The organism is Terriglobia bacterium, from assembly GCA_032252755.1.
Classification (GTDB): Bacteria; Acidobacteriota; Terriglobia; order Terriglobales; family Acidobacteriaceae; genus JAVUPY01.
The window spans coordinates 1-25492 of sequence record JAVUPY010000002.1 but is presented as its reverse complement, the minus strand read 5'-3'; the positions used below and the strand labels follow the sequence as shown (position 1 = coordinate 25492).

The following is a 25492-nucleotide window of genomic DNA, read 5'->3' as shown; positions in this document are numbered from 1 at the left end:
TTATGGCTTTTACGAGCGGCAACGGAAAGACGCAGAGTTCGCTGGCAGACATCAACGTCACGCCACTAGTCGACGTGGTGCTGGTGCTGCTGATCATCTTCATGGTGACGGCGCCGATCCTGCAGTCAGGGATCGACGTGAACGTGCCGAAGACGCGCACGGTCAAGGAAATCACCGAGGAACGCACGGTGATTTCGATCGATAAGAGCCAGCGGGTTTACCTCGGCAACGAACCGGTGAACATCAACGACATTGGAAACAAGTTGCGGCAGAAGATTCGCGATCCGCGCGGGCAGTCGGTGTTCGTGCGGTGCGATGAGAATGTTCCTTTCGGAGCGTTCGCGACGGTGATGGATGCGGTGAAGAGCACGGGGATCACGAACGTGAGTATCGTGACGCAGCCGTTGAAGTGATCGGAAGAACAACGATAAAAGGCAACTACCCCACCCTAGCCAACTGCGGGCCAGGATGGGGCACCCAGAGCACATAAGTTTAAGATGGCGTTGAACGCGGAAATTTACGATGAGCGGGAACAGTGGAAGAGGCCGCTGGGGTTCTCTGTTTTTTTGCATGCTTTGCTGTTCGTCAGCCTGATTGGGTACGCGTACATCTTCGGCGGCCCGAGACAGAGTTGGGGGAGCGGCGGCATCGGCGGCGAGGCGATGAGCGCTACCCTGGTTTCCTCGATTCCCTTGCCTGCGCATCCTGACGCAAAAAATGTGCTTGCGACCGAGAACAAGGGGCTGACGCAATCTGAACCGAAACCGAAGGTTCAAGAGCCCGATGCGATTCCGATTCAAGATAAACACACGAAAGTAAAGCCCGCGAAAAAGCCGGTGACGCCGACGGAAGAAAAACCCAAAGAGGTTGCCGAGGTCGATAACCGAATCCCCTACGGCGAAGGCGGACCGGTAAGCGGTCCGTATGGCATATTCAGCACTAATAACGCGAAGGGCGGATTCTCGGTTTCCGGCGGGACGGGAGATTTCGGCAGTCTTTACGGATGGTACGTGGACACGATTCGGCGGAAGGTATCGGAGAACTGGCTGAAGTACCAGGTTGACCCGAACGTCTCGGATGCGCGCCGCGTGTATATCGCGTTCGATATCAACCGGGCGGGCGTGCCGGGGAATATTCAGATCGAACAGTCGAGTGGAGTGCCGTCGCTGGATATTTCGGCTAAGCGCGCGCTGGAGCGGATTGACACGTTCGGGCCCTTGCCGAGCGGGTACTCCGGTAGCAAGGTGAACGTAGAGTTCTGGTTCGATTACAAGCGGTAGGCCTGCAGGTCACCGCGATTTGGCGCGCCTCGGCGCGCTCTGCTCGGGATGGCGGTAGTTTGGGAGGCGGAAAGGGCGTGATGAAGAAAGCTCTACTGATTTCGTTGTTGGCGCTGGTTTGTACGGCGGCGCAGGCACAGCAAGGACAGATCTTCACAGGGATCAACCAGGGCGTTGAGAAGATACGCATGGCGGTGCCGGACTTCGCGGTGACGACCAACGCAGCTCAGGCGGCCCAGTTGCAAAAGACCTTCGACGACACCCTGCGCAACGACCTGGAAAACTCGGGAATATTCGACATGGTGTCGCCCAGTTTCTTTCCGCTGGGACAGTTCGGCGCGCCGGCAGATATCAAGCTCGACGCGTGGGGAAATCCTCCACCGAATGCCGGTATGGTCGCCTTCGGAAACCTGACGGTGAATGGCGACAAACTGAACATGCAGGGCTGGTTGTACGACGTCAAGAATCCACAGAACCCGCAGGTGCTGGGCAAACAATATGACGACCAGGCGACGGACAATGGAGCGCGAACGGTCGCGCACAAGTTCGCAGACGACATTATTTTCCGGTTGGGCGGTGGGGTGCCGGGAATAGCCGAGAGCAAGATATTCTTCATCAGCGCGCGCACCAGACATAAAGAAGTCTGGGAGATGGATTACGATGGCGCGAACCAGACGCAGGTGACGAAGCTTGGATCGATCACGCTTTCGCCGAGAGTTTCGCCGGATGGCTCGCAAGTTGCGTTTTCAAGCTTTGCGGGCGGCGGACCAAATATCGACATTTATTCACGGCTCTTAAAGCGCCAGGTACGATTCCCGAGGTTTGGCGGGACAAATATTTCGCCGGCGTGGTCACCAGACGGAACAAAGCTGGCGTTTTCGTCTTCGCGCACGGGAGATCCCGAGATCTATACGGTGAATTCGGATGGTACAGGGCTGAAGCGGCTGACGGCATACAAGGGTCCAGATGTTTCACCGGTCTACAACCCGAAGACGGGCGCACAGATTGCCTTTGTGAGCGGGCGGACGGGGCTACCGCAGATTTACATCATGGACGCGGACGGCGCGAACCTGCAGCGACTGACGAACGAGGGATACGCGGTATCGCCTTCGTGGTCACCAAACGGGCAGTACCTGTTGTTCTCGTGGATACGTCACTACGGTCCGGGGGCGCCAGGGGCGCAGGACATTTATATAATGGACGTCGCTAGTCACCAGTGGGTGCAACTGACGCATGACGGCGGCCGAAACGATTTTCCGTCTTGGGCGCCCGACGGTCGCCATGTTGTGTTCCAGTCGAACCGAAGCGGGCGTGAAGAGATTTGGTCGATGCTCGCAGATGGTTCGCAGCAGAAGCAGTTAACGACTACGGGTTCGAACACGCAACCAAACTGGGCTTCAAAGTAATACTGGCATCAGGCTAGCCGATGCGTTTAGAAACTGTGCGGCACCGGGAATCTGCCGCACCCAGCAGAGCATTACTGGCGAGGAAACTCGCATTGGAGGATGAGGTGATCGAAAAGAGAATGAAGTGGGTTGTCCTCGTACTGGCCTTGTGTGGGCTGCTGGTACTGGGAGCCTGCAAGAAGAAAGTGCAGCCGGCACCGCCGCCACCACCGCCGCCGCCGCCAGCACCCACGGCTTCGCTGACCGCGAATCCGACAACGATTGAGAAGGGCCAGTCGGCCACCTTGACCTGGCAGACGACCAATGCGACCGATGTCGAGTTGGAAGGTACCGGAAAAGTAGATGTGAACGGTTCGACACAGGTCACGCCGACCGACTCGACTACCTATCGCTTGACCGCAAAGGGCCCCGGCGGAACCCAAGATGCAACGGCGCGTGTTACCGTAACGCAGCCGCCACCACCACCGCCACCGCCGCCGACAGAAACTGACGCCGAGGCATTCGCAAAGAACGTGAAGGACATCTTCTTCGATTACGACAAGTACGATGTCCGTCCGGGCGATCAGGCCGTGATTCAGCAGGACGCAGAGTTCCTGAAGTCGCATCCCAACATCAAGTTTACGATCGAGGGACATTGCGACGAGCGCGGATCGACGGAATACAACCTGGCGCTGGGCGACAATCGGGCGAATGCAGCGAAGTCGGCACTGGTTCAGGCGGGCGTTCCAGCGGATCGCATCAGGACGATTAGCTACGGCAAGGAAAAGCCGTTCTGCACTGAGCACAACGACCAGTGTTGGCAGCAGAACCGCCGGGCACATTTCGTTATGACCGAATAGGCTGAATTTGCGTCTAATATAAGGGGCGCTCGCCGAAGGCGGACCGAAACAAAGACCGAAGAATGTCTGAGTGAGGCGGCGCCCCGAAGTTTTTGAGATCAAGAGAAGACGGGATGGGACAATGACTCGTAAAGCAAGTGTGGTTGCGCTGGCACTAGCCGCGGTAATGGTGTTCCCTGCTGCCGCCTTGGCACAGAAGAAAGAAATTGTCCAACTGCAGACCCAGATGCAGATGCTGACGGATCAGATGCAGAACCTGCAGCGCTCGAACGACGAGCGCATGGGCGTGATGAAGAACCTGATCGAGCAGAGTTCGGACACGGTGAACAAGCTGGCGTCGACGCTCGATACGCTGCAGAAGAACATCGCGGCGTCACAACAGCAGACGCAGACGAAGGTCGACGATGTCTCCGGGCAGATCCAGTCGCTGCACGACTCCGTGGACGAACTGAAGGCACGGCTGAATAACTTGTCGAAGCAGCTGAACGATATCCAGTCGGCGCAGCAGAACTTGAATGCTCAGCAGCAAACGGGCGCTCCCGGCGGGCAGGCGCAGGCCCAGCCACAGCAGCAGGCGCCTCCGGCGGACGTTCTCTACAACAACGCACTAAGCGACTACAACGCGGGGCGGTACGATTTGGCTTCGCAGCAGTTCGTAGACTACATCAAGTACTACCCGAACACCGATCTTGCCGGGAACGCGCAGTACTACATCGCGGACGTCGAATACCGCCAGGGGAACTTCCAGCAGGCGGTGAAGGACTATGACAAGGTGCTGGAACAATATCCGGGCGGAAACAAGGCAGCGGCGGCGCAGTTGAAGAAAGGCTATGCACTGATCGAACTGGGGCAGCAGAACGCCGGTATCCAGGAATTGAACTCGCTCATCCAGCGCTATCCCCGTTCAGTAGAAGCTACGCAGGCGAAAGAGCGGCTTCGTAAGCTGGGAGTTGCACCGAAGTCGTCAAAGCCCTCGCCGGCAAGGAGAAGGTCTGGGGAGTAATGACGAATGTCGGACCGACAGAATTACGAATGAGAAAGTCGCTTGACAATCTACGATTGACCTGCCAACTACACCAGCTCTTACACTCCCTTCCTTTTCGATCTACCCATTCCTCGTTTCGAAATTCGTCATTCGTCATTTCTTGTGATCTGCTTCACCAACTGTTCCGGCCCGCACTGCAGCTTTAAGTCTCTCAGGCAGTACTTCAGTTCTGTGCTGATCTCGCGAATACGGATTCCCTCTTTGACCATCATTTTGCAGGCCAGTGCGGTGTGGCGAGGGGAGCCTTCCCCCGTGTCGTAGACGATGCGGCAGTACTGACACTCTTCATTCCAGCAGAAGCGGCCATAGGCGATACCTTCCGTGGCGAGGTATTGGAGCGCCCGGAGAACCATGTTGTTCTCGGGGACCTCACACTCGCGATCGAGGAGGCGAATCTTCACCAGCTTTTGGTACGGACGGAAGAGTCCGCCGGGAGTCGACATGGGAAGAGTCTACGAGCGATCAGGCTTCGAGAGAAGTATCCGAGGTAATACCGGGAGGGAAATCGAGCCATCGGGCGATCGGGCCGTCGAGCCATGAGAAATGGCACGATGGCCCGCAGGCGCGATGATTTGATTCGTCTTACGAGGGGTTTGTGGTGCTCGCAGCAGCACCCTTCTTGTGCTTCATCGAATGATGGGCGGTAAGGCCATACTCTTCCTGCTTCGACTTGAGGTCAGCCTTGGCCTGCTTGCAGGCCTCGCTGGTCTTACCAGCCTTGCATTCGGTCTTGACCTTCTGGTGGAGCGACTTGAGTTCCGCCTTCTGGTCAGCCGTCAACTTCGTTTTTGTAGTTTTCGTTGTCGAGGTTGTGGTCGACTGCGTTGTTGTGGACTGAGCGGGTGTGCTCGACATCTGCGCAAAGAGCGCCGGGCTGCAGAGCAGAGCGGTCGCGAGGAACAGAGTAGCTTTCTTCATGGAATCCCTTCCTTGTTGGTTGGATCGTCCCTCAGGGAGGGGACATGCTGTTGCTCATAGTACGATGCGAAAAAATGGGATCGCTTCGGACAACTTTCTGGCACTAAGGTTGAATTCCGCCCATCGTCCCCGAAAAGTGTCGGGTTGTCGTTCTGGGATGGCAACAGCCTGAATGCCGGAGCCATCCCTGAGAACATGAACGAAGCGAATCGGGAAAGCGCATTCAGAAACACGGGCGCGGTGGAACAGGACAGGCCTGAGCAGAAGACCAACGTGGCTCCGCTGCGAGCGCAACTCGACCACAGATTCGAGGACCCGTTCAACAAGGCGAACGACAGCGGAATGAACAATCGTGGGCAGACACCCGAGTTCACGGGAGAGAGGCAGGAGGGAAACGAATTGGAACGGGATACAAACTCAAACGTCGAAAAAGATGAGGAAGAGGTTGATCAGGACCCGGGAGAGCGCCAGAAAGAGAATCAGAACGAAAAGAAGGACGATGATTTAGCGGCATGAGAAAAACCGTGATTGGTGGCTGGTTGCTGGTGGAAAAAACCAACCACCAGCTACCAATCACCAGCGACGGTTTTACCGCAGTTCTTCCATGATTTGTTCGAGAGCCTCGCGCGAGGGACGAACACGGTCCTGGGGCAAAGTTGCGAGCGCATCCTCGGTCATATCGATCATCTCGAGGAACGTTGGCGCCTTCGGATTGACGTAGAAAACGCCGGTTAGAACTTCATTGTTCTCTTTTGCTTCGGCGAGGCGCTTGATCGCATTCAGCTTACTTGTGGGGTCATAGTCTTCTTCGAGCTTGCGCAGGCGAAGCTGCGAGCCGTCGTGCATCGTAACGCTGATGCTCGTACCCGGATCGTAGTCGATGGCGATATCTTCGAATGCCGGCACGAAGTTAATGTCGTGTAGCGGCTCCTCGTGATCCTTCATGTATTTGTAGGACTTGGTGGAGCCCTCGTGATCATTGAATGTGACGCAAGGAGAAACGACATCAATGAGCACGGTTCCGCTGTGCGCGATCGCCGCTTTCAGCATGGCGTGGAGCTGACGCTTGTCGCCGGAGAACGAACGGGCGACGAGAGTTGCGCCGAGTTCGATAGCCATCGCGCAAGTGTCGATGGGCGGCAGTTCGTTGATGACGCCCGTCTTCAACTTAGAGCCGACATCGGCCGTCGCCGAAAATTGACCCTTGGTCAGGCCATACACGCCGTTGTCCTCGATGATGTAGATCATGGGCATATTGCGGCGCATGAGGTGAATGAACTGGCCGATGCCGATCGAGGCGGTATCGCCGTCGCCGGTGACGCCGAGGGCGACGAGTTTGCGGTTGGCCAGAACCGCGCCAGTCGCCACCGATGGCATGCGTCCATGGACGGAATTAAAACTGGCTGAACGGCTCATGAAGTAGGCCGGGCTCTTTGAAGAGCAGCCGATGCCGGAGACCTTGGCGACGCGCTCGGGCTTGATGCCCATTTCGTAGAAGGCGTCGATAATGCGCTCGGAGATGGCATTGTGGCCGCATCCGGCACATAGAGTGGTTTTGCCCCCGCGGTAGTCGAGAACGGTGAGCCCGATGCGATTGGTCTTGGGGGCCGGTGTAGAAGTCGTGGTCGCCATTACTTTCCCTCCTGCCGCGTGATGTCGTCGGTAATCGAGCGGGCGTCAATAGGTAGTCCGTTGTAGTGACGCACGCTGCGCAGCTTCGCGGCTTCTTTGTTCGGCAGGTCCAGCGTGAGCAGCGTGAACATCTGGCCGTCGCGGTTCTGGTCCACGACGTAAATGCGATCGTGTTGCTCGATAAATTCGTGAACTTCCTTCGTGAACGGATAGGCCCTAATGCGCAGGTAGTCGATGCGGATGTCCTTCTCGTTTTCAAGTTGATGGACGGTTTCGACCATAGCCCAGTGGCTTGTACCGTAAGCGATGACGCCGACTTTCGATCCGTTGCCAATCAACTCGGGCTTGGGAACGATGGAGCGGGCGTGCTCAAACTTGCGGTTCAGACGATCGACGTTGTTAACGTAGTCGTCGGGACGCTCGCTGTACTGCGCCTTCTCGTTGTGTCCGGAGCCACGCGCGAACCACGCGGCGGCCGGATGATCGGTACCCGGTAACGTGCGATACCCGATGCCGTCGCCGTCCACATCTTTGTACCGCGCGAAGCCGCCGAGGCGATCGAGGTCCTCCTTCGAAAGAACCTTTCCTCGGTTGATCGGCTTCTCGGGATATGGGAACGGATCGCTCATCCAGTTGTTCATTCCGAGATCCAGGTCGCTCATGATGAACACCGGTGTTTGCAGAAGCTCGGCAAGATCGAAAGCCTCCTGGGCCATGGTGAAGCACTCGAGGGGTGAGCATGGAATGAGCATCGGGTGCTTGGTGTCTCCGTGTGAAAGAAAGGCGACGCTGAGGATGTCGCCCTGCGAGGTGCGCGTGGGCAGGCCCGTTGAGGGCCCGACGCGCTGCACGTCCCAGATGACGGCGGGGATTTCGACGTAGTAACCGAGGCCGGCAAATTCCGACATCAGCGAGATGCCCGGGCCGGCGGTGGCGGTCATACTGCGGGCTCCGGCCCAACCGGCACCAATCGCCATACCGATCGATGCCAACTCGTCTTCACCCTGAACGATCGCAAAGGTCGCCTTGCCGTCGGGGCCGACACGATGCTCTTTCATGTACTCGATCAGGCTTTCGACGAGCGACGATGACGGCGTGATCGGGTACCAGGTGACGACGGTGACTCCGGCGAACATACTTCCGATGGCCGAGGCGGAGTTGCCGTCGATGATGATCTTGCCGACGTTCTCGTTCATGCACTCGACGACGAATGGATCCTTCTTCTCGAGCGTGGCCACGGCGTAGTCAAAGCCGGCCTTCGCGGCATTGAAGTTCAGGTCGGCGGCTTTCTTCTTGGTCGCAAACTGCTTGCGCAGAGCCTTTTCAACCTCGGCCATGTCGAGCGAGAGTAACTGCGCGACGACGCCGACATAGATCATGTTCTTGACCAGCTTGCGCAGCTTGGCTTCCGGGCAGACAGTGCCGACGAGTTTGTCGTAAGGCACGGAGTAGAACGTGAGGTCGGAGCGTAGTTCGCGCAGGTTCAGGGGCTCGTCATACAGGACGGCGGCGCCGGGCGCGAGTGACATGACGTCTTCTTTCGCGGTCTCCGGGTTCATGGCGATGAGGAGGTCGATTTCCTTCTTGCGCGCGATGAAGCCGTGCTTGCTGGCGCGAATGGTGTACCAGGTCGGCAATCCGGCGATGTTCGATGGGAACATGTTTTTGCCGGAGACGGGGACACCCATCTGGAAGATGGTTCGGAGAAGGACGGTATTGGCCGACTGCGAGCCTGAGCCGTTAACCGTTGCTACCTGGATAGAAAAGTCGTTGATGACCCTTTCAGGGGTCTGACCAGCGGTCCCTTCATGGACCGCTATGTCCGTGGAGGCCATTCGATCACCATCCTTGGATATGGGCTTGAAATGTGGGGTCCCACACGAATGCTTATGAGCGATTATACGCCGATGGGGCAAGAAAACGTCGCTTGTGATTGGTCGGGTAGTGTCTCAGTTAGAATTTCTGAGCGCAGTACGTCGGGCGAGTCGCGCGATTAAGCAGGAACGTACGTCAACCGAATCAAGTCATCGACGATTAAATCACTGGCCACCAGGTGGAGCGGCGGCCGGGGGCCCGCGAAGAATGGCTGGCCACCACCAAGCACGACGGGGCGGAGGTAGAGTCGATACTCATCGATAAGACCGGCCTCGGTCAGGCTTTGCGCCAGGACTGGTCCGGCAACTTGAATCTCGCCAGCCAGCTCGGCCTTCAGCCTGCGTATCACCTTCTCGAAGTCATCAGCGACAAGCGTCGAGTTGGGGCCAACTGACTTGAGGGAACGCGACACGACCCACTTCGGCTGGCTCCGCCACACCACCGCGAACTCGCGATCCTCCGCGTCCCAATCAGGAAGATCTTCGTCCCAATAACGCATGATCTCGTACGTACGACGACCGTAAATGAGCCCCGTCGCGCCGCGCACCAGCCCGATGAAGTGACGGAAGGCCGCGGGTGCAGGCGGCCCAAGCTTCATGTGGTCGACGTAGCCATCAAGGGACTGGCTCAATCCGTAGACAAGTTTTGCCATGCTGCACATCTCCCTTCCACGTTCTTCAGAATAGCTTGAGCCGACGTCGCGCGGAGGTGAGGTTGAACATTATCTCCGCGCCGCATTGTCGGTGTGACCATTAACCAGAGGTCCGTTTCCCAATCCCGAGATTCAAACTGAGACACTACCATTGGTCGCTGGTTGCTGACAAAAGTCCCAGGGCTGAGTTTGAACCAGCACTAACTAGCGGCTGACAGCGACGGTTCCTAGCCTTCCTTGAAGAACTGGGCCATCTTGCGGAATTTGTTGTAGCGGGCGTCGAGCATCTGGTCTACCGGGAGTTTCTTCACTTCTTCAAGGGCCTTCTGCAACTCCAGGTCGAGCAGGCGGGCGGCTTCGATGTGGTCGTTCTGAGCGCCACCCTCCGGTTCTCTGACGATGTTATCGATCATTCCCATTTCGCCGAGGTCCTTGGCGGTGATCTTCAAGGCCGCGGCGGCCAGTTCCCTCTTGCTGGCGTCGCGCCACATTATGGAGGCGCAGCCTTCGGGAGAGATCACGGAGTAGATGGCATTTTCCATCATGAGAACGCGGTCGCCGATCGCGATTGCGAGTGCGCCGCCAGAGCCGCCTTCGCCTGTAACGGTGACGATGATAGGAACTTTGATTCGGGCCATCTCGCGCAGATTGTGTGCTATGGCTTCAGCCTGGCCACGCTCTTCGGCGCCGAGGCCGGGATACGCGCCGGGAGTATCGACGAAGGTGAAGATGGGTCGATTGAACTTTTCGGCAATGTGCATGGCCCGAAGCGCCTTGCGATAACCTTCGGGGCTGGGCATGCCGAAGTTGCGATAGATCTTCTGTTTGGTGTCACGGCCCTTCTGCTGCCCCACGACGAGGCATTCCTGGCCATGGAAGCGGGCCATACCGCAAATGATGGCAGCATCGTCGGAAAAACCGCGGTCGCCGTGGATCTCGCTGAAGTCGGTGAAGATATTCGCGACGTAGTCCAGGGTGTAGGGGCGCTGCGGGTGGCGCGCCAGTTCGACTTTCTCCCACGGCCCCAGGGTGGCCGAGACTTGCTTGCGGAGGTTGGCTACGCGTTCGAGGAGAGCGTGAAGCTGGTCGTGCGCAAGCTGGTTGTCGCCAGCAACGGTTTCCAATTTTTGGATCTGCTGCTCGATACGCTCGAGTTCGTGCTGGGCTTTACTTCCCGATGATTCCATTCGAATGATCCTGGGGGAGTCCGTTCTGGGTCAACTACAAGGACTCGAATTAGATCAGCGTTCAGTCGATGACCTTGATGCTGCCGCGACCGCAGAGTTCCTCGACACGGCGGAGGAACACGCGGTCCGGTAACACATTATAACCGTCGGCCTCCATGACGGCCACGAAGTCGGGCGACTCAAGGTTAAACATCACCTTGGCTTCGCCTTTGCAGCTCTCAAAAACGCTGTGCAGTTCTTCGATCGTGTCTTCTGTGGCGGTGTCGAGCGAGATGATCAGGCGAAGGCTCTTGGGCAGCTTGGGCTTGGCGTCCTCGAGGGGCGTGATCTCCGAGATGGCGAGTTGGGCGGCGCTGCCTTCGTCAACGCGAACGCCGGCGCGAACGAGCACCGGAACTTCGAGCTTCACCTTCTCTGAGAGGCGCTTGTAGGCCTCGGGGAAGACGAACATTTCAACGGAGCCAGTCATGTCTTGGAGATAGCCGCGCCCGTAGAGGTCGCCCTTCTTGGACTTCTGGACCTTGAGGCCGCTGATGACACCGGCGAAAGTAAGCTCTTCGCCCTTTCCGGTGGAACGCTTCATTTCGAGGGCGTCGGCGGCGGAGAGGGCACGGAAGTCCTCGATTTTGTCGCGATATTTTTCGAGCGGGTGGCCGGAGACGAAGAAGCCAAGGACTTCTTTCTCGTTCTGCAGGCGTGTGTGCTCGTCCCAGTCGGCGACGTCCGGGAGCTTTTCGTGCTTCGCGGTCTGCTCGGGTTCGTCGTCGAAGACCCCGAAGAGGCCGTGTTGTCCGGCTTCGGCATCCCGGTGGGCTTTCTGGGCCTGCTCGATGGCTTTGTCAAGTACGGTCATGACCTGGGCGCGGCGACCAAGGGAATCCATTGCACCGGATTTAATAAGAGATTCGAGCACACGCTTGTTGAGTACGCGCAGATCTACCTTTTCGCAGAACTGGTAGATCGACCGGAAGGAGCTGCCGAGTTCCTTGCGCGCGGCGACGATAGATTCAATGGCGTGTCCGCCGAGGTTCTTGATTGCGGCGAGGCCAAAGCGGATGTTTTCGCCGTGAGGGGTAAAGTTCGCGTCGGAGATGTTGATATCGGGCGGCTCGACCGAGATGCCCATTTCCTTGCACTCGTTCACATACTTCACGACATCGTCGGTGTTGCCCGTGACCGACGTGAGCAGGGCGGCCATGAATTCGACGGGATAGTGCGTCTTGAGATAAGCCGTCTGGTAAGCGAGCACCGCATAGGCGGCGGAATGCGACTTGTTGAAGCCGTATCCGGCGAACTGCTCCATCAAGTCGAAGATTTTCTCGATTTTCTTCGACGGGTGGTTGCGTTCGAGCGCGCCGTTGATGAAGCGCTCGCGCTGCTTCGCCATCTCCTCGGGATTCTTTTTGCCCATGGCGCGGCGCAGCAGATCGGCTTCGCCGAGTGAATAGCCGGCGAGTTTGTTGGCGATCTGCATGACCTGTTCCTGGTAAACGATGACGCCGAGCGTCTCGTGCAGGATTTCTTTCAGGTCATCCAGTTCGTACTCGACCTTGGCGCGTCCCCACTTGCGGTTAACGAAGTCGTCGATCATTCCGCCCTGGATAGGGCCGGGGCGGTAGAGCGCGTTCAAGGCGGTCAGGTCTTCGACGGTGGTGGGCTTGTAGCGGCGGAGCACGTCGCGCATACCGCCGGATTCAAACTGGAACACGCCCGAGGTCTGACCGGTGTGGAAGACCTTTTCGTAGGTGACGACGTCGTCCGTCGGGAGCTTCTGCAGGTCGATCTCGACGCCCTTGGTTTGCTTAATGAGTTTGAGGGCATCGTCGATGATCGTCAGCGTCGTGAGCCCGAGGAAGTCCATCTTCAGCAGGCCCATCTTCTCGACCGCCTTCATGTCGTAGGCGGTGACGATTTCTTCGTTCTTCGTCTTGTGCAGCGGGACAAGATCGATGAGCGGCTGCGGCGAGATGACGACTCCGGCGGCGTGCACGCCTACGTTGCGCACCATTCCTTCGAGCTTCTTCGCCGTGTCGATGATCTCTTTGACTTGTGGCTCTTTCTTGTAGAGCTCGTCGAGCTGCGGTGAGGCGTCGAACGCCTTGTCGATGGTCATGCCCGGAGTCGCTGGCACGAGTTTGGCGATGCGATCGACTTCGGCAAAGGGCATGTCCATCACGCGGCCTACGTCTTTTATGGCGGCCTTGGCGGCCATGGTGCCAAAGGTGATGATCTGCGCGACCTGTTCGCGCCCGTACTTCTCGGTTACGTAATGAATGACCTCGCCGCGACGATTCATGCAGAAGTCGACGTCGATATCGGGCATGGAGACGCGTTCGGGGTTCAGGAAGCGCTCGAAGAGGAGGTTGTTCTGCAGCGGATCAACGTCGGTGATTGCCATGGCGTAGGCGACCAGCGAACCAGCGGCCGAACCGCGACCCGGGCCTACGGGAATGCCGTGTTCCTTGGCGTAACGGATGAAGTCCCAAACCACCAGGAAGTAGCCCGAGAACTGCATCTGCTGGATGATCTTGATCTCGCGATTGAGGCGCTGCTCGTAATCGGAGAGCGGCAGGCGCAGGCGGCCTTGTGATTGCAGTTCGCCGAGCAGAACCAGGCGGCGCTTGAAACCGTTGCGGCAAACTTCTTCGAAGTAGCTGTCGCTGGTGTGGCCTTCGGGGATGTCGAATTTTGGGAACGGGTTCTTGACCTTCTCGAGTTTGAGATTGCAGCGCTCGGCGATTCCGACGGTGCGAGTAACGACTTGTTCGGCGCCGTTGAACACCTTCTTCATTTCGTCCGCGGTTTTGACGTAGAACTGGTTCGTCGCGAACTTCATGCGGTTGGTTTCGTGGATCGATTTTCCGGTCTGGATGCAGAGCATCGCGTCCTGAGCGTGAGCGTCGTCTTCGCACAAGTAATGGCTGTCATTGGTGGCAACCATCGGGATGCCCAATTCTTGCTCGAGCTCGAACAGGTCTTTGTGAATCGCCTTCTCTTCGGAGAGTCCTTGGTCCTGAATTTCGAGGAAGAAGTTTCCCTTTCCGAAAATGTCCTGGAATGTCGCGGCGGCTTCTCGCGCGGCGTTGTACTTCCCTTCCGTGAGGCGCTCGGCGACTTCACCCTTCAGACAGGCCGAGAGGCCGACGAGGCCTTTCGAGTGCTCGGACAGAAATCGCTTACTGACGCGCGGCTTGTAATAGAACCCGTGCAGCGATGCCTCGGAGACGATCTTGGTCAGATTGCGGTAGCCTTCTTCGTTTTCAGCGAGCACGATCAGGTGGTTGTAGCTGTCCCCCTCGGGCGGTTCGCGATGATCCTCCTTCTTGCAGATGTAGAGCTCGCAGCCGAGGATCGGCTTAACCTCGGCGGCTTTCGCGGCATTGAAGAAGTGCACGGCACCGAAGATGTTGCCGTGGTCCGTCATGGCCACGGCGGGCATACCAAGCTTTTTGACTTGCTGGCAAAGCTTCTCGACGTCGTTGGCGCCATCGAGCATGGAGTAGTCGCTGTGCAGGTGAAGATGAACGAAGTCGGACATGGGAACCTGTAGAAATTGTATCGGGAATGGGGGCTGGGTTGATAGCGGGAATACTGTGGAGAGCGGTGGAAAAACGGGCACTCAGCATTCGGCAGTCAGCATTCAGTGGTTTAGGACCGTGTAGCTTAACGACTCAATGCTGAGTGCTGATTGCAGAATGCTGGAGGCCAGAGCACAGCGCTATTGGCCTTTAGCAGCCATTTGGAAGGCATTTGCATTTGGCCGAAGTTTGCCGTTCTTCTCCACCAGACCGGCGATCCCATCCTCGTCCGTACCCTGCCAGATGGTTGGCCAGACATAATTATCGAGGGCATTCTTGAGTTTTTCGCCGACTTCGAAGGCGCGTTGCTCTTTCTGGCCCATTTCGTCGCACATCAGGTCAAGCTTGCTGAGTTGGTGGAGGCTGTCGAGGACCTTCGGAACGTTGTCGGGCTGGAGTTCGTTCCAGTGGAAGTTGAACCGGTCGGGATGCGCCGCATTGACGGCTTCAATAAACTTGCGAGTGCGATCGATCTCTTCTTTGTGCTTCGCGAGGTATTCCTGGGTTCCCTTGATGAGCTGCGCTTCCGCGTCTTTGTCGTTACCTAATCCCTTGCCCAGCACATTGAACCGGCTCGAAGTGTGAATCCGCGTGAGTTCGGTCGTTATACCGAAATTCACGGCGTCGATATGGTCTGACGCAAAGCGCTGATCGATAACGAGATCGCCGACATCGGTAGAACTCAGGCCGCCGTTGGCGCACGGAATCTTCAAGGAGTGTGAGACTTCGCAGGCGGCCGCAAATTCGTCGCGATATTGGTCGGGCGTACCAGTGAAGTTCTTCTGATCCTCGGGCTCGTTTTCGACGACCAGCATGGCAGGTTTGTCGCGCTCGAGAACGGTTTGCAGCTTCTTCTTGAAATCGTCGGGATTCGTTGCTGGCGTGCTTGGCTTTCCTTCGGTTGCGTTGCGGACGACGAGACTGATGTTGAGACCGGCGGCGTGAGCGGCGTCGCAGTCTTCGCACTTCGCACTGCCGTTCAAATAAACCGGAGCAGGGCGATACCAGGTTGCGCCGAGTTCTTTCACTACATCGATTCGCCGCTGCGGCGGTCCGGAGATGCCGGGGAGAGTGACGCCGAGATGGTTGTCCTGACCAAGCGCCGAGAGAGGAAGAAGAAGCAGAAGGGCAATCGCGAGTTTCATGTCACCTCCCGGAGGACAACATCGACAATTGGGAACCAATGACGAAATGACGCATGTCGAAATGACGATGAAAGGCTATCATTTGCACAATGCGATTGCTGAGTTATCTGATGCGCGGGTTGCACAATGTCGTCGGCATCACCGCGCCGAAACCCGAAGATGAGGCCAAAGTTGTGCTGATATGGATGGCAGTGCTGGTGATCATTTTCGCCGGAACCGCGTTGCTGGGATATGTGCTGATCACACAAATGGCATCGGCGCGATGAACGGCCCCACCCTCTCGCAAAAACGCGAGGGGTAGGGCACGAGTACACGGAAAGGACTCGACCCCGGATGGAAATTGGCGAAACGCTCTACGTCAAGAACCGCAAGCAGTGGCGCAAATGGCTGGAGAAGAATCATGCCACGGCATCGCACATTTGGCTGGTGTACTGTAACCAGGCGAGCGGCAAGCCGACGATCTCGTACGAGGACAGCATGGAAGAGGCGCTGTGCTTTGGGTGGATCGATGGGATCATCAAGAAGATGGATAGCGATAGCTACACACGACGATTTACGCCGCGCAAACCAGAGAGCGCGTGGTCGGAGATCAACGTCGAGCGGTATGAGCGTGCGAAAAAGGCGGGGCTGCTGACCGAGGCGGGAATCAAGGCGTTTGGGAAGGATGGGACGCGGAAAGTTTTCATCAGTCTGCGCAAGGGGCGAGTGCCGCCACCAGACCTGGCGAAGGAGTTTGAAAAACATCCCAAGGCAAAGGCGTTCTATGAGCAGCTTGCGCCCAGCAACCAGGCGCACTTTGTGAACCGGATTGAGAGCGTGAAGAGGCCGGAGACAAGGGAGAAGTGGGTAAGAGAGGCGATCCGGTATCTGATGGAGGGGAAGAAGTCGTGGTTTGAAGAATGACGAAATGAAGAATGAACAACCAGATTGACAATCGACGATTTTCTCACGACGACTGAAAAGCAGAAGGCACGAAGAACGGAATTCTTAAAACCGTCTTCGTGCCTCTTTGATTTCTGACGCTTCCCTACTTTTTCTTTGCGGCCTTCTTTGCCGGTTTCGCGGGTTTCTTTGCCGGCTTGGGCGCTGGCTTCTTTGCGGGTTTCGCGGCCGATTTCGGAGCGTGTTGGGCGGGCTTCGCCGGAGCTTTTGCTGCAGGCTTGGCAGCGTGCTTTAGCTCAGCCTTGGCAGCCGCTTTTGGCTCGGTCTTGGCAGCGGGTTTTGGTTCGGCTTTCGCCGAGGGCTTCGCCTCGTGCTTTGGCGATTCGGGCGCTGCAGCGACAGGGCCGGGAGCTTCTTTTGGCTTGCGGCCACGTTTCGCCGGTTGGGCAGCAGCGGTAGCGCCAGCTGCGGCGGCCGCCTTTGCGCCACGTCCGCGTTTGGCCGACGGCGGGGGCGGCGGCGGGGGCGGCGGCGGAGCAAATGGCTTGAGGAACTTGATCAACTCGGTGTGAGAGCGCATTTTCCCGTCCAGCATGCCCAGGAAAATTTCATGGTTGAGTTTCTCCCAGTCCTTGTGCTCCGGGGTGATGAGCAATTCAGCCATTTCCGGGACGGGTAGTTTTTCGCGAACCTGGCGCCACTTGCCAAAGAAGTTGTCGATCTTCTGTTCGACGGCCTGTTGTTTCGTTGTCAGTTCGAGGAACAGGATGGCCTCAGGGCTGGCATGCGAGAGCAGCTCCCAGGTACGTGACGGCGTCGCCGCTTCTTTCCCGGTGAGGCGTTTCGCGAGATCCTTTGCGCCATCTTCGATGTGCTTCCACTGATTGACCAGGTCCTTGCGCGGGATCATACGCTGTATCTCGCCGATTTCCTTGTCGCCCATACGGCGGCTAAGGAAATAGAGGACGGCCGGAGCGGCATCGACGGTCATGCCGACATTGATCATCTGCTCGCGCGATTTCTGGAGCCGGGCGAGATCAGCCGTGTCCATCTTTGCAGTGGACCAGTGCGGATGGAGGACCTTGAGCCAACCGTCCTTCTCAAGCATGCGAATGATGTGGAGCGGGTCTTCCTCGTATGCAAGTTGCTCGGTTTCGTACCCAAGCTTGTCCTTGTTCACGTACTGGATGTAGTCGCCTTCCCGGGCGGCGTCGTAGCGGGCCTGGGTACGTTCCTCAAGCTGCCAGTGGAAGCGGGCGGCAAAGCGGGTAGCGCGGATGAGGCGCGAGGGCTCCTCGAGGAAGGAGTAGTTGTGCAGGATCCGAATGAGCTTCAGTTCGATGTCGGCGAGTCCATTGAAAGGGTCGAGAAGCAGGCCGCGGGAGCCGGGATTCAGAGAGAGTCCCATGGCATTCACGGTGAAGTCGCGGCGGCGGAGGTCGTCGTTGATGGCGGAAGGGTGGACCTCGGGGGCCCTGCCCGGCTTATCATAGATTTCCTGCCGGGCCATGTTGATTTCGGCTCGGACGTTGCCCGGAAGGACGAGATATAAGACCTTCAGATCCTCATCGGCCCAGGATACCGTAGCTCCAGCTTTCTCCAAGTCTTTCTGTAACTTATGTGGGTTTCCCTGTAGCGTGATGTCAATGTCGTGAATGGGAAAGCCAGTGAGAATGTCTCGGATGGTGCCACCTGTGAGGTAAACGTTCATCTGGTGGCTGAGGGCGAGGTCTTGAATCAGGTTCACACCACGCATCTGGTCCGGTGTGAGCCGGGTTTCCATCGTGTAAATGTAATCGGCCATTCTTTGCTAGCCTTCTAAGTGCCTTATGATCAATTGTTTACATCTTCGGTGCGAAAAGTATGGAAAACCAGGCTGGCTCCGTTGATGTTTACTTATAAGTAATCACACAGGACAAGGAAAGTACCTTTCGCACTACTCTCGGTGCAGTCGAGCCTGCAACCCACGCATAATAAAGCCTTTCATTGATAAAGAAAAGAAAGTTCTGAGAAAAACCGCGATTGTCGCTGGTGGGTGGTCCAGAAAAAAACGGCATCTGCGAATCGCGGCAGATCTGGGGCATTGAGATAACGCAGACCGATTACCGATTGGTTACTGCAGCAGAGTTCGCTGCACCCAATGCCCGGAAAAGGTGGCAAAATTAGAAGGAGACCCCAACGGAGCCTGCCGTCAATGCCTTCAACACATAAGAAAGTGGTCGTGCGGAAAATGGACCGCGACTCGGTGAACGGGTTTGTGGCGGCTGGCGCTTTCGTGAATGACGGCAAGTTGGAGATGTTGAACACGGCGGGCAACGTCGTGAGCATCGAGCTGCGAGACATTAAAGGGGTCTATTTTGTCCGGGAGTTCGGGGATTCGGAAACCCTGGCGCGAAAAACATTCACGAGCCGTCCCCGGACCGAGGGTCTGTGGGTGCGTGTTCGGTTTCGCGACAACGAGACTCTCGAAGGGCTGATGCCGAATGACCTGACACAGATCACGGCAGAAGGCTTCTTTCTCAATCCTCCGGATACGCGCGCGAACACGCAGAGAATTTTCATTCCACGTACGGCTCTGGCTGAGATGACGGTGCTGGCCGTCATCGGTAGCCGGACAAGGCGTCGCCCCACGGAAGAGGACTTGCGCCAGGTTCCAATGTTCGAACAGTAGCTTGGGGCCAGGGACGTCAGTACGACGATGATCGCAACCAGTTCCTTCCTGGCGGATATTTCGTGGCGAATGCATACGTCTCGACGATCCGACACAACTTGGAAGTGTTCGCGGCAGCTTAGAACCTGCTCGACCGCCGATACGAACTTGGCCGAACTCGGGTGATCACCATCGGTCCGCCGATACTTGCGCGCGTGGGATTTCGATTCACCCTGGGCGGCAACTAGGTCAGCGTTCGACGCGGAAGTCGAAGCAGCCGGCTTCGCGATCGCGCACTTCGATGTAATCGACGTCACTCCTATTCAGAACCTCTCTAACCTTTGCTTCGTGCCCGTCATTTGCATCGACGATTACTCGCGCCACGAGGTTCTGACCTCTCGCATATGCATTGAGAACCGCGGCATGGGCCATCATCTCTTTCGGATAGCCACCGTGCTCCGGATAGCGCTCACATCTGTGGGCGTGAATGAAGACAGGGCCGGGCAGAGGAATAGCTTCAATCCCGAAGAACGGATCGTATGTGAAGAGGATTCTGCTCTCTTCTCCGATGCGAAAAGTCTGCAGACAGAGGCGGCAGGGACCATATCCGGTCGCGATCTCCACATGGGCGGGATGCCCGTAGCCCGGAGCCTTCCCGGTAGCGCGCACTTTGTCGGCAACTTTGGGTGGAATCGCGATAATTCTGTAATTGCTCACGGACAGATCTCCTCACGCATAATTAACGAGACCATCTTCGTCGGTTTCGAGCATCTTCGATATCCGCTTCTTGCGGGTAATTCGAATCTCCCGGCTAGGCTATCTTTCGGAATCTTTGATTGGCGCATCGCATCCATGCTTGAGGGGTTCGGACCATGCCAAATCAGCAGCGGACGCAAGCAGAAAAAGGAAAGCGCTTTCGTGAATTACACCAGCAGGATCACGCATTCATCATTCCAAATCCATGGGACATAGGAACGGCGAAGCTGCTCGAGTCGCTGGGGTTTGAAGCGCTCGCTACGACAAGCGCGGGATATGCCTTTTCGGTTGGGAAACCAGATGGCGCACTCAGCCGGGACGAGATGATTACACATGCGGCGGAGATTGTCGCCGCGACGAGTCTGCCGGTGAGCGCCGATCTCGAGAATCTTTACGTCGACGATCCCACCAAGGTTGGAGAAACGATTCGAATGGCTGCCGCTGCGGGCCTTGCTGGCTGCTCCATTGAGGACGTTCCGCTTGGACGCGGCGGAGAGCCCTACGAACTGCAATTGGCTGTTGATCGCGTTCGAGCCGCGGCCGAGACAGCGCATGCACTTCCCTTCCCGTTCACTCTGACGGCGCGAGCGGAGAACTACATCGTCGGCCGCCCGGATCTGCGCGACACTATCGTCCGCCTGCAGGCGTTCCAGGAGGCTGGAGCGGACGTCGTGTTCGCGCCTGGGTTAAGAACCAGGGAGGACATTGCGACCGTTGTGCGCTCGGTGGATCGACCGTTGAACGTCATTATGGGCTTGCAGGGTGTTCAACTGAGCCTGGCGGAACTCTCGGAAATTGGCGTAAAGCGAATCAGCGTGGGCAGCGCACTGTCGCGAGCAGCCCTTGGCGCGTTTCTACGGGGCGCTCACGAGATGATCGAGCACGGCACCTTCAATTTCGCCGACGATGCCACGAAATACGCCGACCTGAATGCGATGTTTTCGCAGGCGCTGGGAAACCGGGCAGCATGAGTTCGCGCGGCCGTCGCACTACGAGTGCGCGGGGTCGCCAACTACGTAAAAACGGTTGGGACCTGCCGGCTTGATTCCATGCTGCTCGAAGCAATCCTTGATCTTTCGCCGCAGTTCGCGCGCGACTGCGTACTGTTGCCCCGGACGCGTCTTTACCAGCAGCAGATAGTCGACAGTATCGCCGCTCACGCGATCGATCCCCGGTACGTCAGGATCCGCCACGATGGCATCGGCGTAATTGGGGTCATTGCGGACCTCGGTGGCGACCTCTTTCAACAGCGCAACAATGCGATCACTGTTCTCCTTGTAATCGACGGCGACGTGCATCGTGAGTTGCGTCCAATCGCGGGTGAGATTGCTGACGATTGTCATCTGGCTGTTGGGAATCATATGAACCGTACCGTCAGCGTCGCGAAGCATGGTGCGCCGCAAAGTGAGCGACTCGACGGTTCCCTGAACGCCGGCGGTCCGGATCACATCGCCAACGTCGAAGGTGTTCTCGATAAGAAAGAAAAATCCGGTGATGAAATCCTTGACCAGCGTTTGTGCACCGAATCCGATGGCGAGACCTGCGACTCCGGCCGAGGCGAGTAGCGGACCGATATTGATGTTGAACAGCGGCAGGATCTCCATAAGCGCAAAAAACGCCACCAGGAAAACGCCAACGCTGTAAATCACGCTGGCAAGCGTCCGAATCTGCTGCGCTCGTATTCCGGCCACAGCCGCGCGCTCAGTGAAGTGCACAAGGCGATTCCGCACGATCCGGAAAAGCACCAGCAGGATGGCAGCGATGATGAGTACACCGAGGATCTTCGGCGCTTTGGTATGCAAAAAGTCAAACAGGTCGTCACCGTACTGATCGAGCAGGTGAACCCATTTGCCCGGAGGACCGAAACTTACTAGCAGGTGGTCAAGCATTTCGAGAAAGTATAAATGGCACCAAGCTGCAACGGAACGATTGTGGATTCTGCGGGACAGATAAGCCAGAAGTATAATCTCCCAAACACGAAACAAGAGGCATTCCCATGGGCTCTGCTAACCTTCGTCGCGCTCTCGGCGGCATCCTGATTCTCTTTCTCTTCTACTTACCCCTTTCGATGTTCGCGCAATCGCCTGTCTCACAGCAGCCGCAGCCGGGGCAGATTGGCGTACCGGGGCAGAAAGAGGAACCTATCCCCAAGGACATCGCCGACCGCATGGCCAGGGAGCAGATGAGGGACCGGTATGACAGCCTGAAGCGCGATTCTGAGAGGTTACTGGAACTCGCGACAGAATTAAAGCAATACGTCGACAAGTCAGGGCAAGATGTTATGTCATTGGAAGTAATTCGCAAGTGTGACCAGATCGAGAAGCTCTCAAAGAGTGTGCGCGCCAAGATGAAAGGCAACTGAAAGCCAGCGCCTGACGGAGTTTTTTAAGGTTTCCGGGTTGCGCGTCGATCCTCCCCGAGAATCCAAGCCATTGACCCAGCGGCCTGCGTGCAGTTTGGTGTTTGACCCGGTTTTTTGCAGCATGTTATAAAGAAACGCTTTTTGGCTCAGCGCCTTAGGATATTCAAGCGCTGATTTCCCATACGCGGCCAAATTTCAATCCTATCGTTTTGAAGTGGAAGCGCGTTCGGGGTTCCGGCACTCAGACCGAACGACAGGTCGGTGACGAAGCTCACAGCCGGGTGAGTACCGTTTGAGAAAGGATCAGACGACTGACTCGGGGCCTCCGACCGCTCACTGATGCGCCCCAACCCGTAATCGAGACCAGATCTCTGGAGGAAACGTATGTCGAAGACTGTGGCGGCCTTGACTGGCCTGCTACTCCCCACACTCGCTTACGCGCAACCGGAACACGGTGGCGGCGAGGCCAACCTGGTGCTTCCTGACCTGACAAAAGTTAACTTCCTCGGCATGAACGGCCATTCACTGCTGATGATCGGCTTGCTCTTCTGCCTGGGCGGCATGCTGTTTGGCTTGATGATCTACATGCAGCTCAAGAACCTGCCGGTTCACCGTTCCATGCGCGACATCTCTGAACTGATTTACGAAACCTGCAAGACTTACCTGATTACGCAGGGCAAGTTCATTCTTGTACTCTGGGCGTTTATCGCCGTCATCATTGCCCTGTACTTCGGGTACCTGGCCCCGGTGCCCGGAAAATCCGTAGGAGTCACGCTGCCGATCATTCTTCTTTTCAGTTTGATTGGCATCGGTGGCAGCTACGGGGTCGCCTGGTTCGGCATTCGAGTGAATACCTTCGCGAATTCGCGCACTGCGTTCGCGGGCTTGCGGGGAAAGCCGTATCCAATATCTGCCATTCCGCTGAAGGCCGGCATGAGCATCGGTATGTTACTGATCTCGGTCGAGCTCCTGATCATGCTGTTCATCCTGCTCTTCGTGCCGGGATCGTATGCGGGACCGTGCTTCATCGGGTTCGCCATCGGCGAGTCGCTGGGCGCAGCGGCACTGCGTATCGCAGGCGGCATCTTCACCAAGATCGCGGATATCGGATCCGACCTGATGAAGATCGTCTTCAAGATCAAGGAAGACGACGCACGTAATCCTGGCGTGATCGCCGACTGCACCGGCGACAACGCGGGAGACTCGGTTGGCCCGAGCGCCGACGGATTCGAAACTTACGGCGTCACCGGCGTGGCGCTGATCACCTTTATTCTGTTGGCCGTCAGAAACCCCGAGACGCAGGTCCAGTTGCTCGTGTGGATCTTCGTCATGCGCGTGATGATGCTGGTTTCCAGCTCCGGCGCATACTTCCTGAACGGGGTGTTCGCCCACGCGAAGTACGGCAACTCGGATGAGATGAACTTCGAAGCACCACTGACTTCGCTGGTCTGGGTCACTTCTATCATCTCCATCATCCTGACCTATATCGTGTCATACTTCATCATCCCAACACTTGGTGACGGTACGTTGTGGTGGAAGCTGGCATCGATCATTTCGTGCGGAACGCTGGCGGGAGCAATTATTCCCGAACTCGTGAAGGTGTTTACGTCGACCGAGTCCAGCCACGTGAAAGAGGTCGTCACATCAGCCCAGGAAGGCGGAGCCTCGCTGGGAATTCTGTCGGGATTCGTTGCCGGTAACTTCTCGGCTTACTGGCTGGGATTCTCGATGGTCGCGCTGATGGGCATTGGCTATTACTTCACTACGGGCCCATCTATGGCACCCCTGATGCTCGCTCCCGCGGTATTCGCCTTTGGCCTCGTCGCGTTCGGATTCCTCGGCATGGGTCCGGTGACGATCGCGGTGGACTCCTACGGCCCTGTAACGGACAACGCGCAGTCAGTCTACGAATTGTCGCTCATCGAGAACATTCCCGGGATTCAGGGCGAGTTGAAGAGGGATTTCAACATGGACGTGAATTTCGAGCGCGCAAAGCACTTGCTGGAAGAGAACGATGGCGCTGGCAACACCTTCAAAGCGACGGCAAAACCGGTGCTGATCGGAACCGCGGTAGTCGGCGCCACTACGATGACCTTCTCGATCATAATGGCGCTGACGCAGGGGTTGCGGCCGGAGCTGGTTGGCAACCTCTCGCTTTTGCATGCCCCCTTTCTCCTCGGTTTGATTTCAGGCGGCGCGATGATCTACTGGTTCACGGGCGCTTCGACGCAGGCCGTTACTACCGGCGCTTATCGTGCAGTCGAATTCATCAAGGCGAATATCAAGCTCGAAGGCGTCGAGAAGGCCTCGGTCTCCGACAGTAAGAAGGTGGTTGAAATCTGCACGCAGTACGCGCAGAAGGGCATGTTCAACATCTTCCTCGCAGTCTTCTTCGCGACCCTGGCATTCGCGTTCGTCGAACCGTTTTTCTTTATCGGCTACCTGATCTCGATCGCGATCTTCGGCCTGTACCAGGCGATCTTCATGGCCAACGCCGGCGGTGCCTGGGATAACGCGAAAAAGATCGTGGAGGTTGAACTGAAGCAAAAAGGCACGCCACTGCACGATGCAACGGTGGTCGGCGATACCGTGGGCGATCCCTTCAAGGACACGTCTTCGGTGGCGATGAACCCGGTCATTAAGTTCACGACCCTGTTCGGATTGCTGGCTGTGGAACTGGCGGTTACGTTTAGCGCACAGAGAGCGGTGCTCGGCGAAGTGCTGGCGATCGTGTTCTTCCTGGTCTCCGTGTACTTCGTTCGAAAGTCGTTCTACGGAATGCGGATCGGATCGCACGTGGAAACGTCTCAGAAAGCAGCGACACGGTCGTAAACGGTCACTGAAGCGGTCCTCGGGATTGAATCTGAGGAGTCGATCTGATGTTTCGGTCTAGACGATTCGATTCTGAGGATTCGCTTCTGGTTATCGGACGCCACCCTTCCGGGTGGCGTCTCCTTTTGGAGTGCTCACTCTTGGCTGTGGCATTTTCTTTTGAGCGAAGCGGCGCATTTTGCCGGGGCTCATTCGTGACTTCGGGACGTTCAATTTTGACGCGGAGTTCGAGTCCCGTTACAATGAATTTGAAAATTGAATACGGCGCTTCGGCGCATTCACTCCTCAGTAGCTCAATGGCAGAGCATCCGGCTGTTAACCGGAGGGTTGTAGGTTCGAGTCCTACCTGAGGAGCCATTCTTTCTAGGACTTACGCCGCGCACCCTCGGCCGGCACTTAGCAATACTTAGCAATTCCCTCACAGATTGGGTCGTCTGCGGCGGCAGAACCGGC

General features: G+C 57.1%; 23 protein-coding genes and 1 tRNA gene. 13 read left to right on the top strand and 11 right to left on the bottom strand.

The window, feature by feature from the left end; all coding sequences use genetic code 11:
• Positions 1-2 precede the first annotated feature (2 nt).
• The 5 genes from ROO76_00155 to ROO76_00135 all read left to right on the top strand — a co-directional run bounded on the left by ROO76_00155 (position 3) and on the right by ROO76_00135 (position 4528).
• Positions 3-413, top strand: a complete 411-nt coding sequence (locus ROO76_00155) for a biopolymer transporter ExbD (protein MDT8066556.1) — start codon at positions 3-5, stop codon at positions 411-413.
• An 84-nt stretch (positions 414-497) separates the two neighbouring features.
• Positions 498-1280: a TonB family protein gene (locus ROO76_00150; GenBank protein ID MDT8066555.1), complete on the top strand. Its 783-nt coding sequence runs from the start codon at positions 498-500 to the stop codon at positions 1278-1280.
• 80 nt (positions 1281-1360) lie between these two features.
• Positions 1361-2686: a Tol-Pal system beta propeller repeat protein TolB gene (gene tolB, locus ROO76_00145; protein ID MDT8066554.1), complete on the top strand. Its 1326-nt coding sequence runs from the start codon at positions 1361-1363 to the stop codon at positions 2684-2686.
• Between the two features lie 104 nt (positions 2687-2790).
• Positions 2791-3525, top strand: coding sequence for a peptidoglycan-associated lipoprotein Pal (gene pal / locus ROO76_00140; GenBank protein ID MDT8066553.1), 735 nt, complete (start codon positions 2791-2793; stop codon positions 3523-3525).
• A gap of 121 nt (positions 3526-3646) precedes the next feature.
• Positions 3647-4528, top strand: coding sequence for a tetratricopeptide repeat protein (locus ROO76_00135; GenBank protein ID MDT8066552.1), 882 nt, complete (start codon positions 3647-3649; stop codon positions 4526-4528).
• 128 nt (positions 4529-4656) lie between these two features.
• On the opposite strand, the gene ROO76_00130 is transcribed toward ROO76_00135, so the two are convergent.
• On the bottom strand, positions 4657-5013 hold the full coding sequence (locus ROO76_00130; GenBank protein ID MDT8066551.1) for a hypothetical protein: 357 nt from the start codon (positions 5011-5013) through the stop codon (positions 4657-4659).
• A gap of 139 nt (positions 5014-5152) precedes the next feature.
• Positions 5153-5488 carry a hypothetical protein gene (locus ROO76_00125; GenBank protein MDT8066550.1) on the bottom strand — a complete coding sequence of 112 codons (336 nt, stop codon included), beginning with the start codon at positions 5486-5488 and terminating at the stop codon, positions 5153-5155.
• Positions 5489-5683: 195 nt separating this feature from the next.
• Between ROO76_00125 and ROO76_00120 the strand changes: the two genes are divergently transcribed.
• Positions 5684-6004, top strand: a complete 321-nt coding sequence (locus ROO76_00120; protein MDT8066549.1) for a hypothetical protein — start codon at positions 5684-5686, stop codon at positions 6002-6004.
• Positions 6005-6076: 72 nt separating this feature from the next.
• On the opposite strand, the gene ROO76_00115 is transcribed toward ROO76_00120, so the two are convergent.
• The 6 genes from ROO76_00115 to ROO76_00090 form a co-directional block, all read right to left on the bottom strand.
• The gene (locus tag ROO76_00115; protein MDT8066548.1) at positions 6077-7120 is read right to left on the bottom strand and encodes a 2-oxoacid:ferredoxin oxidoreductase subunit beta; all 1044 of its coding nucleotides are present in this window, start codon (positions 7118-7120) and stop codon (positions 6077-6079) included.
• A complete protein-coding gene (locus tag ROO76_00110; protein MDT8066547.1) occupies positions 7120-8955 on the bottom strand; it encodes a 2-oxoacid:acceptor oxidoreductase subunit alpha in 1836 nt (611 codons plus the stop codon). Before ROO76_00110 ends, ROO76_00115 begins: the two co-directional genes overlap by 1 nt.
• Positions 8956-9113: 158 nt before the next feature.
• Positions 9114-9647, bottom strand: coding sequence for a dihydrofolate reductase family protein (locus ROO76_00105; protein MDT8066546.1), 534 nt, complete (start codon positions 9645-9647; stop codon positions 9114-9116).
• A 227-nt stretch (positions 9648-9874) separates the two neighbouring features.
• Positions 9875-10834, bottom strand: a complete 960-nt coding sequence (locus tag ROO76_00100) for an acetyl-CoA carboxylase carboxyltransferase subunit alpha (protein ID MDT8066545.1) — start codon at positions 10832-10834, stop codon at positions 9875-9877.
• A gap of 61 nt (positions 10835-10895) precedes the next feature.
• Positions 10896-14372 carry a DNA polymerase III subunit alpha gene (gene dnaE / locus ROO76_00095; GenBank protein ID MDT8066544.1) on the bottom strand — a complete coding sequence of 1159 codons (3477 nt, stop codon included), beginning with the start codon at positions 14370-14372 and terminating at the stop codon, positions 10896-10898.
• 180 nt (positions 14373-14552) lie between these two features.
• Positions 14553-15557 carry a hypothetical protein gene (locus ROO76_00090; GenBank protein MDT8066543.1) on the bottom strand — a complete coding sequence of 335 codons (1005 nt, stop codon included), beginning with the start codon at positions 15555-15557 and terminating at the stop codon, positions 14553-14555.
• 89 nt (positions 15558-15646) lie between these two features.
• On the opposite strand from ROO76_00090, the gene ROO76_00085 reads away from it, so the two are divergent.
• Together ROO76_00085 and ROO76_00080 are read left to right on the top strand one after the other, a co-directional pair.
• Positions 15647-15823: a hypothetical protein gene (locus ROO76_00085; protein ID MDT8066542.1), complete on the top strand. Its 177-nt coding sequence runs from the start codon at positions 15647-15649 to the stop codon at positions 15821-15823.
• A 67-nt stretch (positions 15824-15890) separates the two neighbouring features.
• Positions 15891-16460 carry a YdeI/OmpD-associated family protein gene (locus tag ROO76_00080; protein MDT8066541.1) on the top strand — a complete coding sequence of 190 codons (570 nt, stop codon included), beginning with the start codon at positions 15891-15893 and terminating at the stop codon, positions 16458-16460.
• Between the two features lie 124 nt (positions 16461-16584).
• On the opposite strand, the gene ROO76_00075 is transcribed toward ROO76_00080, so the two are convergent.
• Entirely contained in the window at positions 16585-18243 is a 1659-nt protein-coding gene (locus ROO76_00075; protein MDT8066540.1) for a CCA tRNA nucleotidyltransferase, read from the bottom strand.
• Positions 18244-18633: 390 nt separating this feature from the next.
• Here ROO76_00075 and ROO76_00070 point away from each other — a divergent pair, with 390 nt between their 5' ends.
• Entirely contained in the window at positions 18634-19110 is a 477-nt protein-coding gene (locus ROO76_00070) for a hypothetical protein (protein ID MDT8066539.1), read from the top strand.
• A gap of 228 nt (positions 19111-19338) precedes the next feature.
• Here ROO76_00070 and ROO76_00065 read toward each other — a convergent pair whose 3' ends face one another.
• Positions 19339-19806 (bottom strand): DUF1203 domain-containing protein, encoded by a 468-nt coding sequence (locus ROO76_00065; GenBank protein ID MDT8066538.1) that lies wholly within the window; start codon positions 19804-19806, stop codon positions 19339-19341.
• A 155-nt stretch (positions 19807-19961) separates the two neighbouring features.
• Between ROO76_00065 and ROO76_00060 the strand changes: the two genes are divergently transcribed.
• Complete coding sequence (locus ROO76_00060) at positions 19962-20816, top strand: isocitrate lyase/phosphoenolpyruvate mutase family protein (GenBank protein MDT8066537.1); 855 nt, start codon at positions 19962-19964, stop codon at positions 20814-20816.
• An 18-nt stretch (positions 20817-20834) separates the two neighbouring features.
• Here ROO76_00060 and ROO76_00055 read toward each other — a convergent pair whose 3' ends face one another.
• A complete protein-coding gene (locus ROO76_00055) occupies positions 20835-21734 on the bottom strand; it encodes a mechanosensitive ion channel family protein (protein MDT8066536.1) in 900 nt (299 codons plus the stop codon).
• Between the two features lie 107 nt (positions 21735-21841).
• Here ROO76_00055 and ROO76_00050 point away from each other — a divergent pair, with 107 nt between their 5' ends.
• The 3 genes from ROO76_00050 to ROO76_00040 all read left to right on the top strand — a co-directional run bounded on the left by ROO76_00050 (position 21842) and on the right by ROO76_00040 (position 25396).
• Positions 21842-22207, top strand: a complete 366-nt coding sequence (locus ROO76_00050; GenBank protein ID MDT8066535.1) for a hypothetical protein — start codon at positions 21842-21844, stop codon at positions 22205-22207.
• A 384-nt stretch (positions 22208-22591) separates the two neighbouring features.
• Positions 22592-25039 carry a sodium-translocating pyrophosphatase gene (locus ROO76_00045; protein MDT8066534.1) on the top strand — a complete coding sequence of 816 codons (2448 nt, stop codon included), beginning with the start codon at positions 22592-22594 and terminating at the stop codon, positions 25037-25039.
• Positions 25040-25321: 282 nt separating this feature from the next.
• Positions 25322-25396: transfer RNA gene (locus ROO76_00040), tRNA-Asn, on the top strand.
• The last annotated feature ends 96 nt before the right edge of the window (positions 25397-25492 follow it).

Excerpts from the sequence above, each read along its gene's own strand:
- ROO76_00155 (MDT8066556.1), top strand. The coding sequence starts at position 3 with ATGGCTTTTACGAGCGGCAACGGAAAGACGCAGAGTTCGCTGGCAGAC.
- ROO76_00150 (MDT8066555.1), top strand. The coding sequence starts at position 498 with ATGGCGTTGAACGCGGAAATTTACGATGAGCGGGAACAGTGGAAGAGG.
- tolB (MDT8066554.1), top strand. The coding sequence starts at position 1,361 with ATGAAGAAAGCTCTACTGATTTCGTTGTTGGCGCTGGTTTGTACGGCG.
- ROO76_00135 (MDT8066552.1), top strand. The coding sequence starts at position 3,647 with ATGACTCGTAAAGCAAGTGTGGTTGCGCTGGCACTAGCCGCGGTAATG.
- ROO76_00130 (MDT8066551.1), bottom strand. The coding sequence starts at position 5,013 with ATGTCGACTCCCGGCGGACTCTTCCGTCCGTACCAAAAGCTGGTGAAG.
- ROO76_00125 (MDT8066550.1), bottom strand. The coding sequence starts at position 5,488 with ATGAAGAAAGCTACTCTGTTCCTCGCGACCGCTCTGCTCTGCAGCCCG.
- ROO76_00120 (MDT8066549.1), top strand. The coding sequence starts at position 5,684 with ATGAACGAAGCGAATCGGGAAAGCGCATTCAGAAACACGGGCGCGGTG.
- ROO76_00115 (MDT8066548.1), bottom strand. The coding sequence starts at position 7,120 with ATGGCGACCACGACTTCTACACCGGCCCCCAAGACCAATCGCATCGGG.
- ROO76_00110 (MDT8066547.1), bottom strand. The coding sequence starts at position 8,955 with ATGGCCTCCACGGACATAGCGGTCCATGAAGGGACCGCTGGTCAGACC.
- ROO76_00105 (MDT8066546.1), bottom strand. The coding sequence starts at position 9,647 with ATGGCAAAACTTGTCTACGGATTGAGCCAGTCCCTTGATGGCTACGTC.
- ROO76_00100 (MDT8066545.1), bottom strand. The coding sequence starts at position 10,834 with ATGGAATCATCGGGAAGTAAAGCCCAGCACGAACTCGAGCGTATCGAG.
- dnaE (MDT8066544.1), bottom strand. The coding sequence starts at position 14,372 with ATGTCCGACTTCGTTCATCTTCACCTGCACAGCGACTACTCCATGCTC.
- ROO76_00090 (MDT8066543.1), bottom strand. The coding sequence starts at position 15,557 with ATGAAACTCGCGATTGCCCTTCTGCTTCTTCTTCCTCTCTCGGCGCTT.
- ROO76_00085 (MDT8066542.1), top strand. The coding sequence starts at position 15,647 with ATGCGATTGCTGAGTTATCTGATGCGCGGGTTGCACAATGTCGTCGGC.
- ROO76_00080 (MDT8066541.1), top strand. The coding sequence starts at position 15,891 with ATGGAAATTGGCGAAACGCTCTACGTCAAGAACCGCAAGCAGTGGCGC.
- ROO76_00075 (MDT8066540.1), bottom strand. The coding sequence starts at position 18,243 with ATGGCCGATTACATTTACACGATGGAAACCCGGCTCACACCGGACCAG.
- ROO76_00070 (MDT8066539.1), top strand. The coding sequence starts at position 18,634 with ATGCCTTCAACACATAAGAAAGTGGTCGTGCGGAAAATGGACCGCGAC.
- ROO76_00060 (MDT8066537.1), top strand. The coding sequence starts at position 19,962 with ATGCCAAATCAGCAGCGGACGCAAGCAGAAAAAGGAAAGCGCTTTCGT.
- ROO76_00055 (MDT8066536.1), bottom strand. The coding sequence starts at position 21,734 with ATGCTTGACCACCTGCTAGTAAGTTTCGGTCCTCCGGGCAAATGGGTT.
- ROO76_00050 (MDT8066535.1), top strand. The coding sequence starts at position 21,842 with ATGGGCTCTGCTAACCTTCGTCGCGCTCTCGGCGGCATCCTGATTCTC.
- ROO76_00045 (MDT8066534.1), top strand. The coding sequence starts at position 22,592 with ATGTCGAAGACTGTGGCGGCCTTGACTGGCCTGCTACTCCCCACACTC.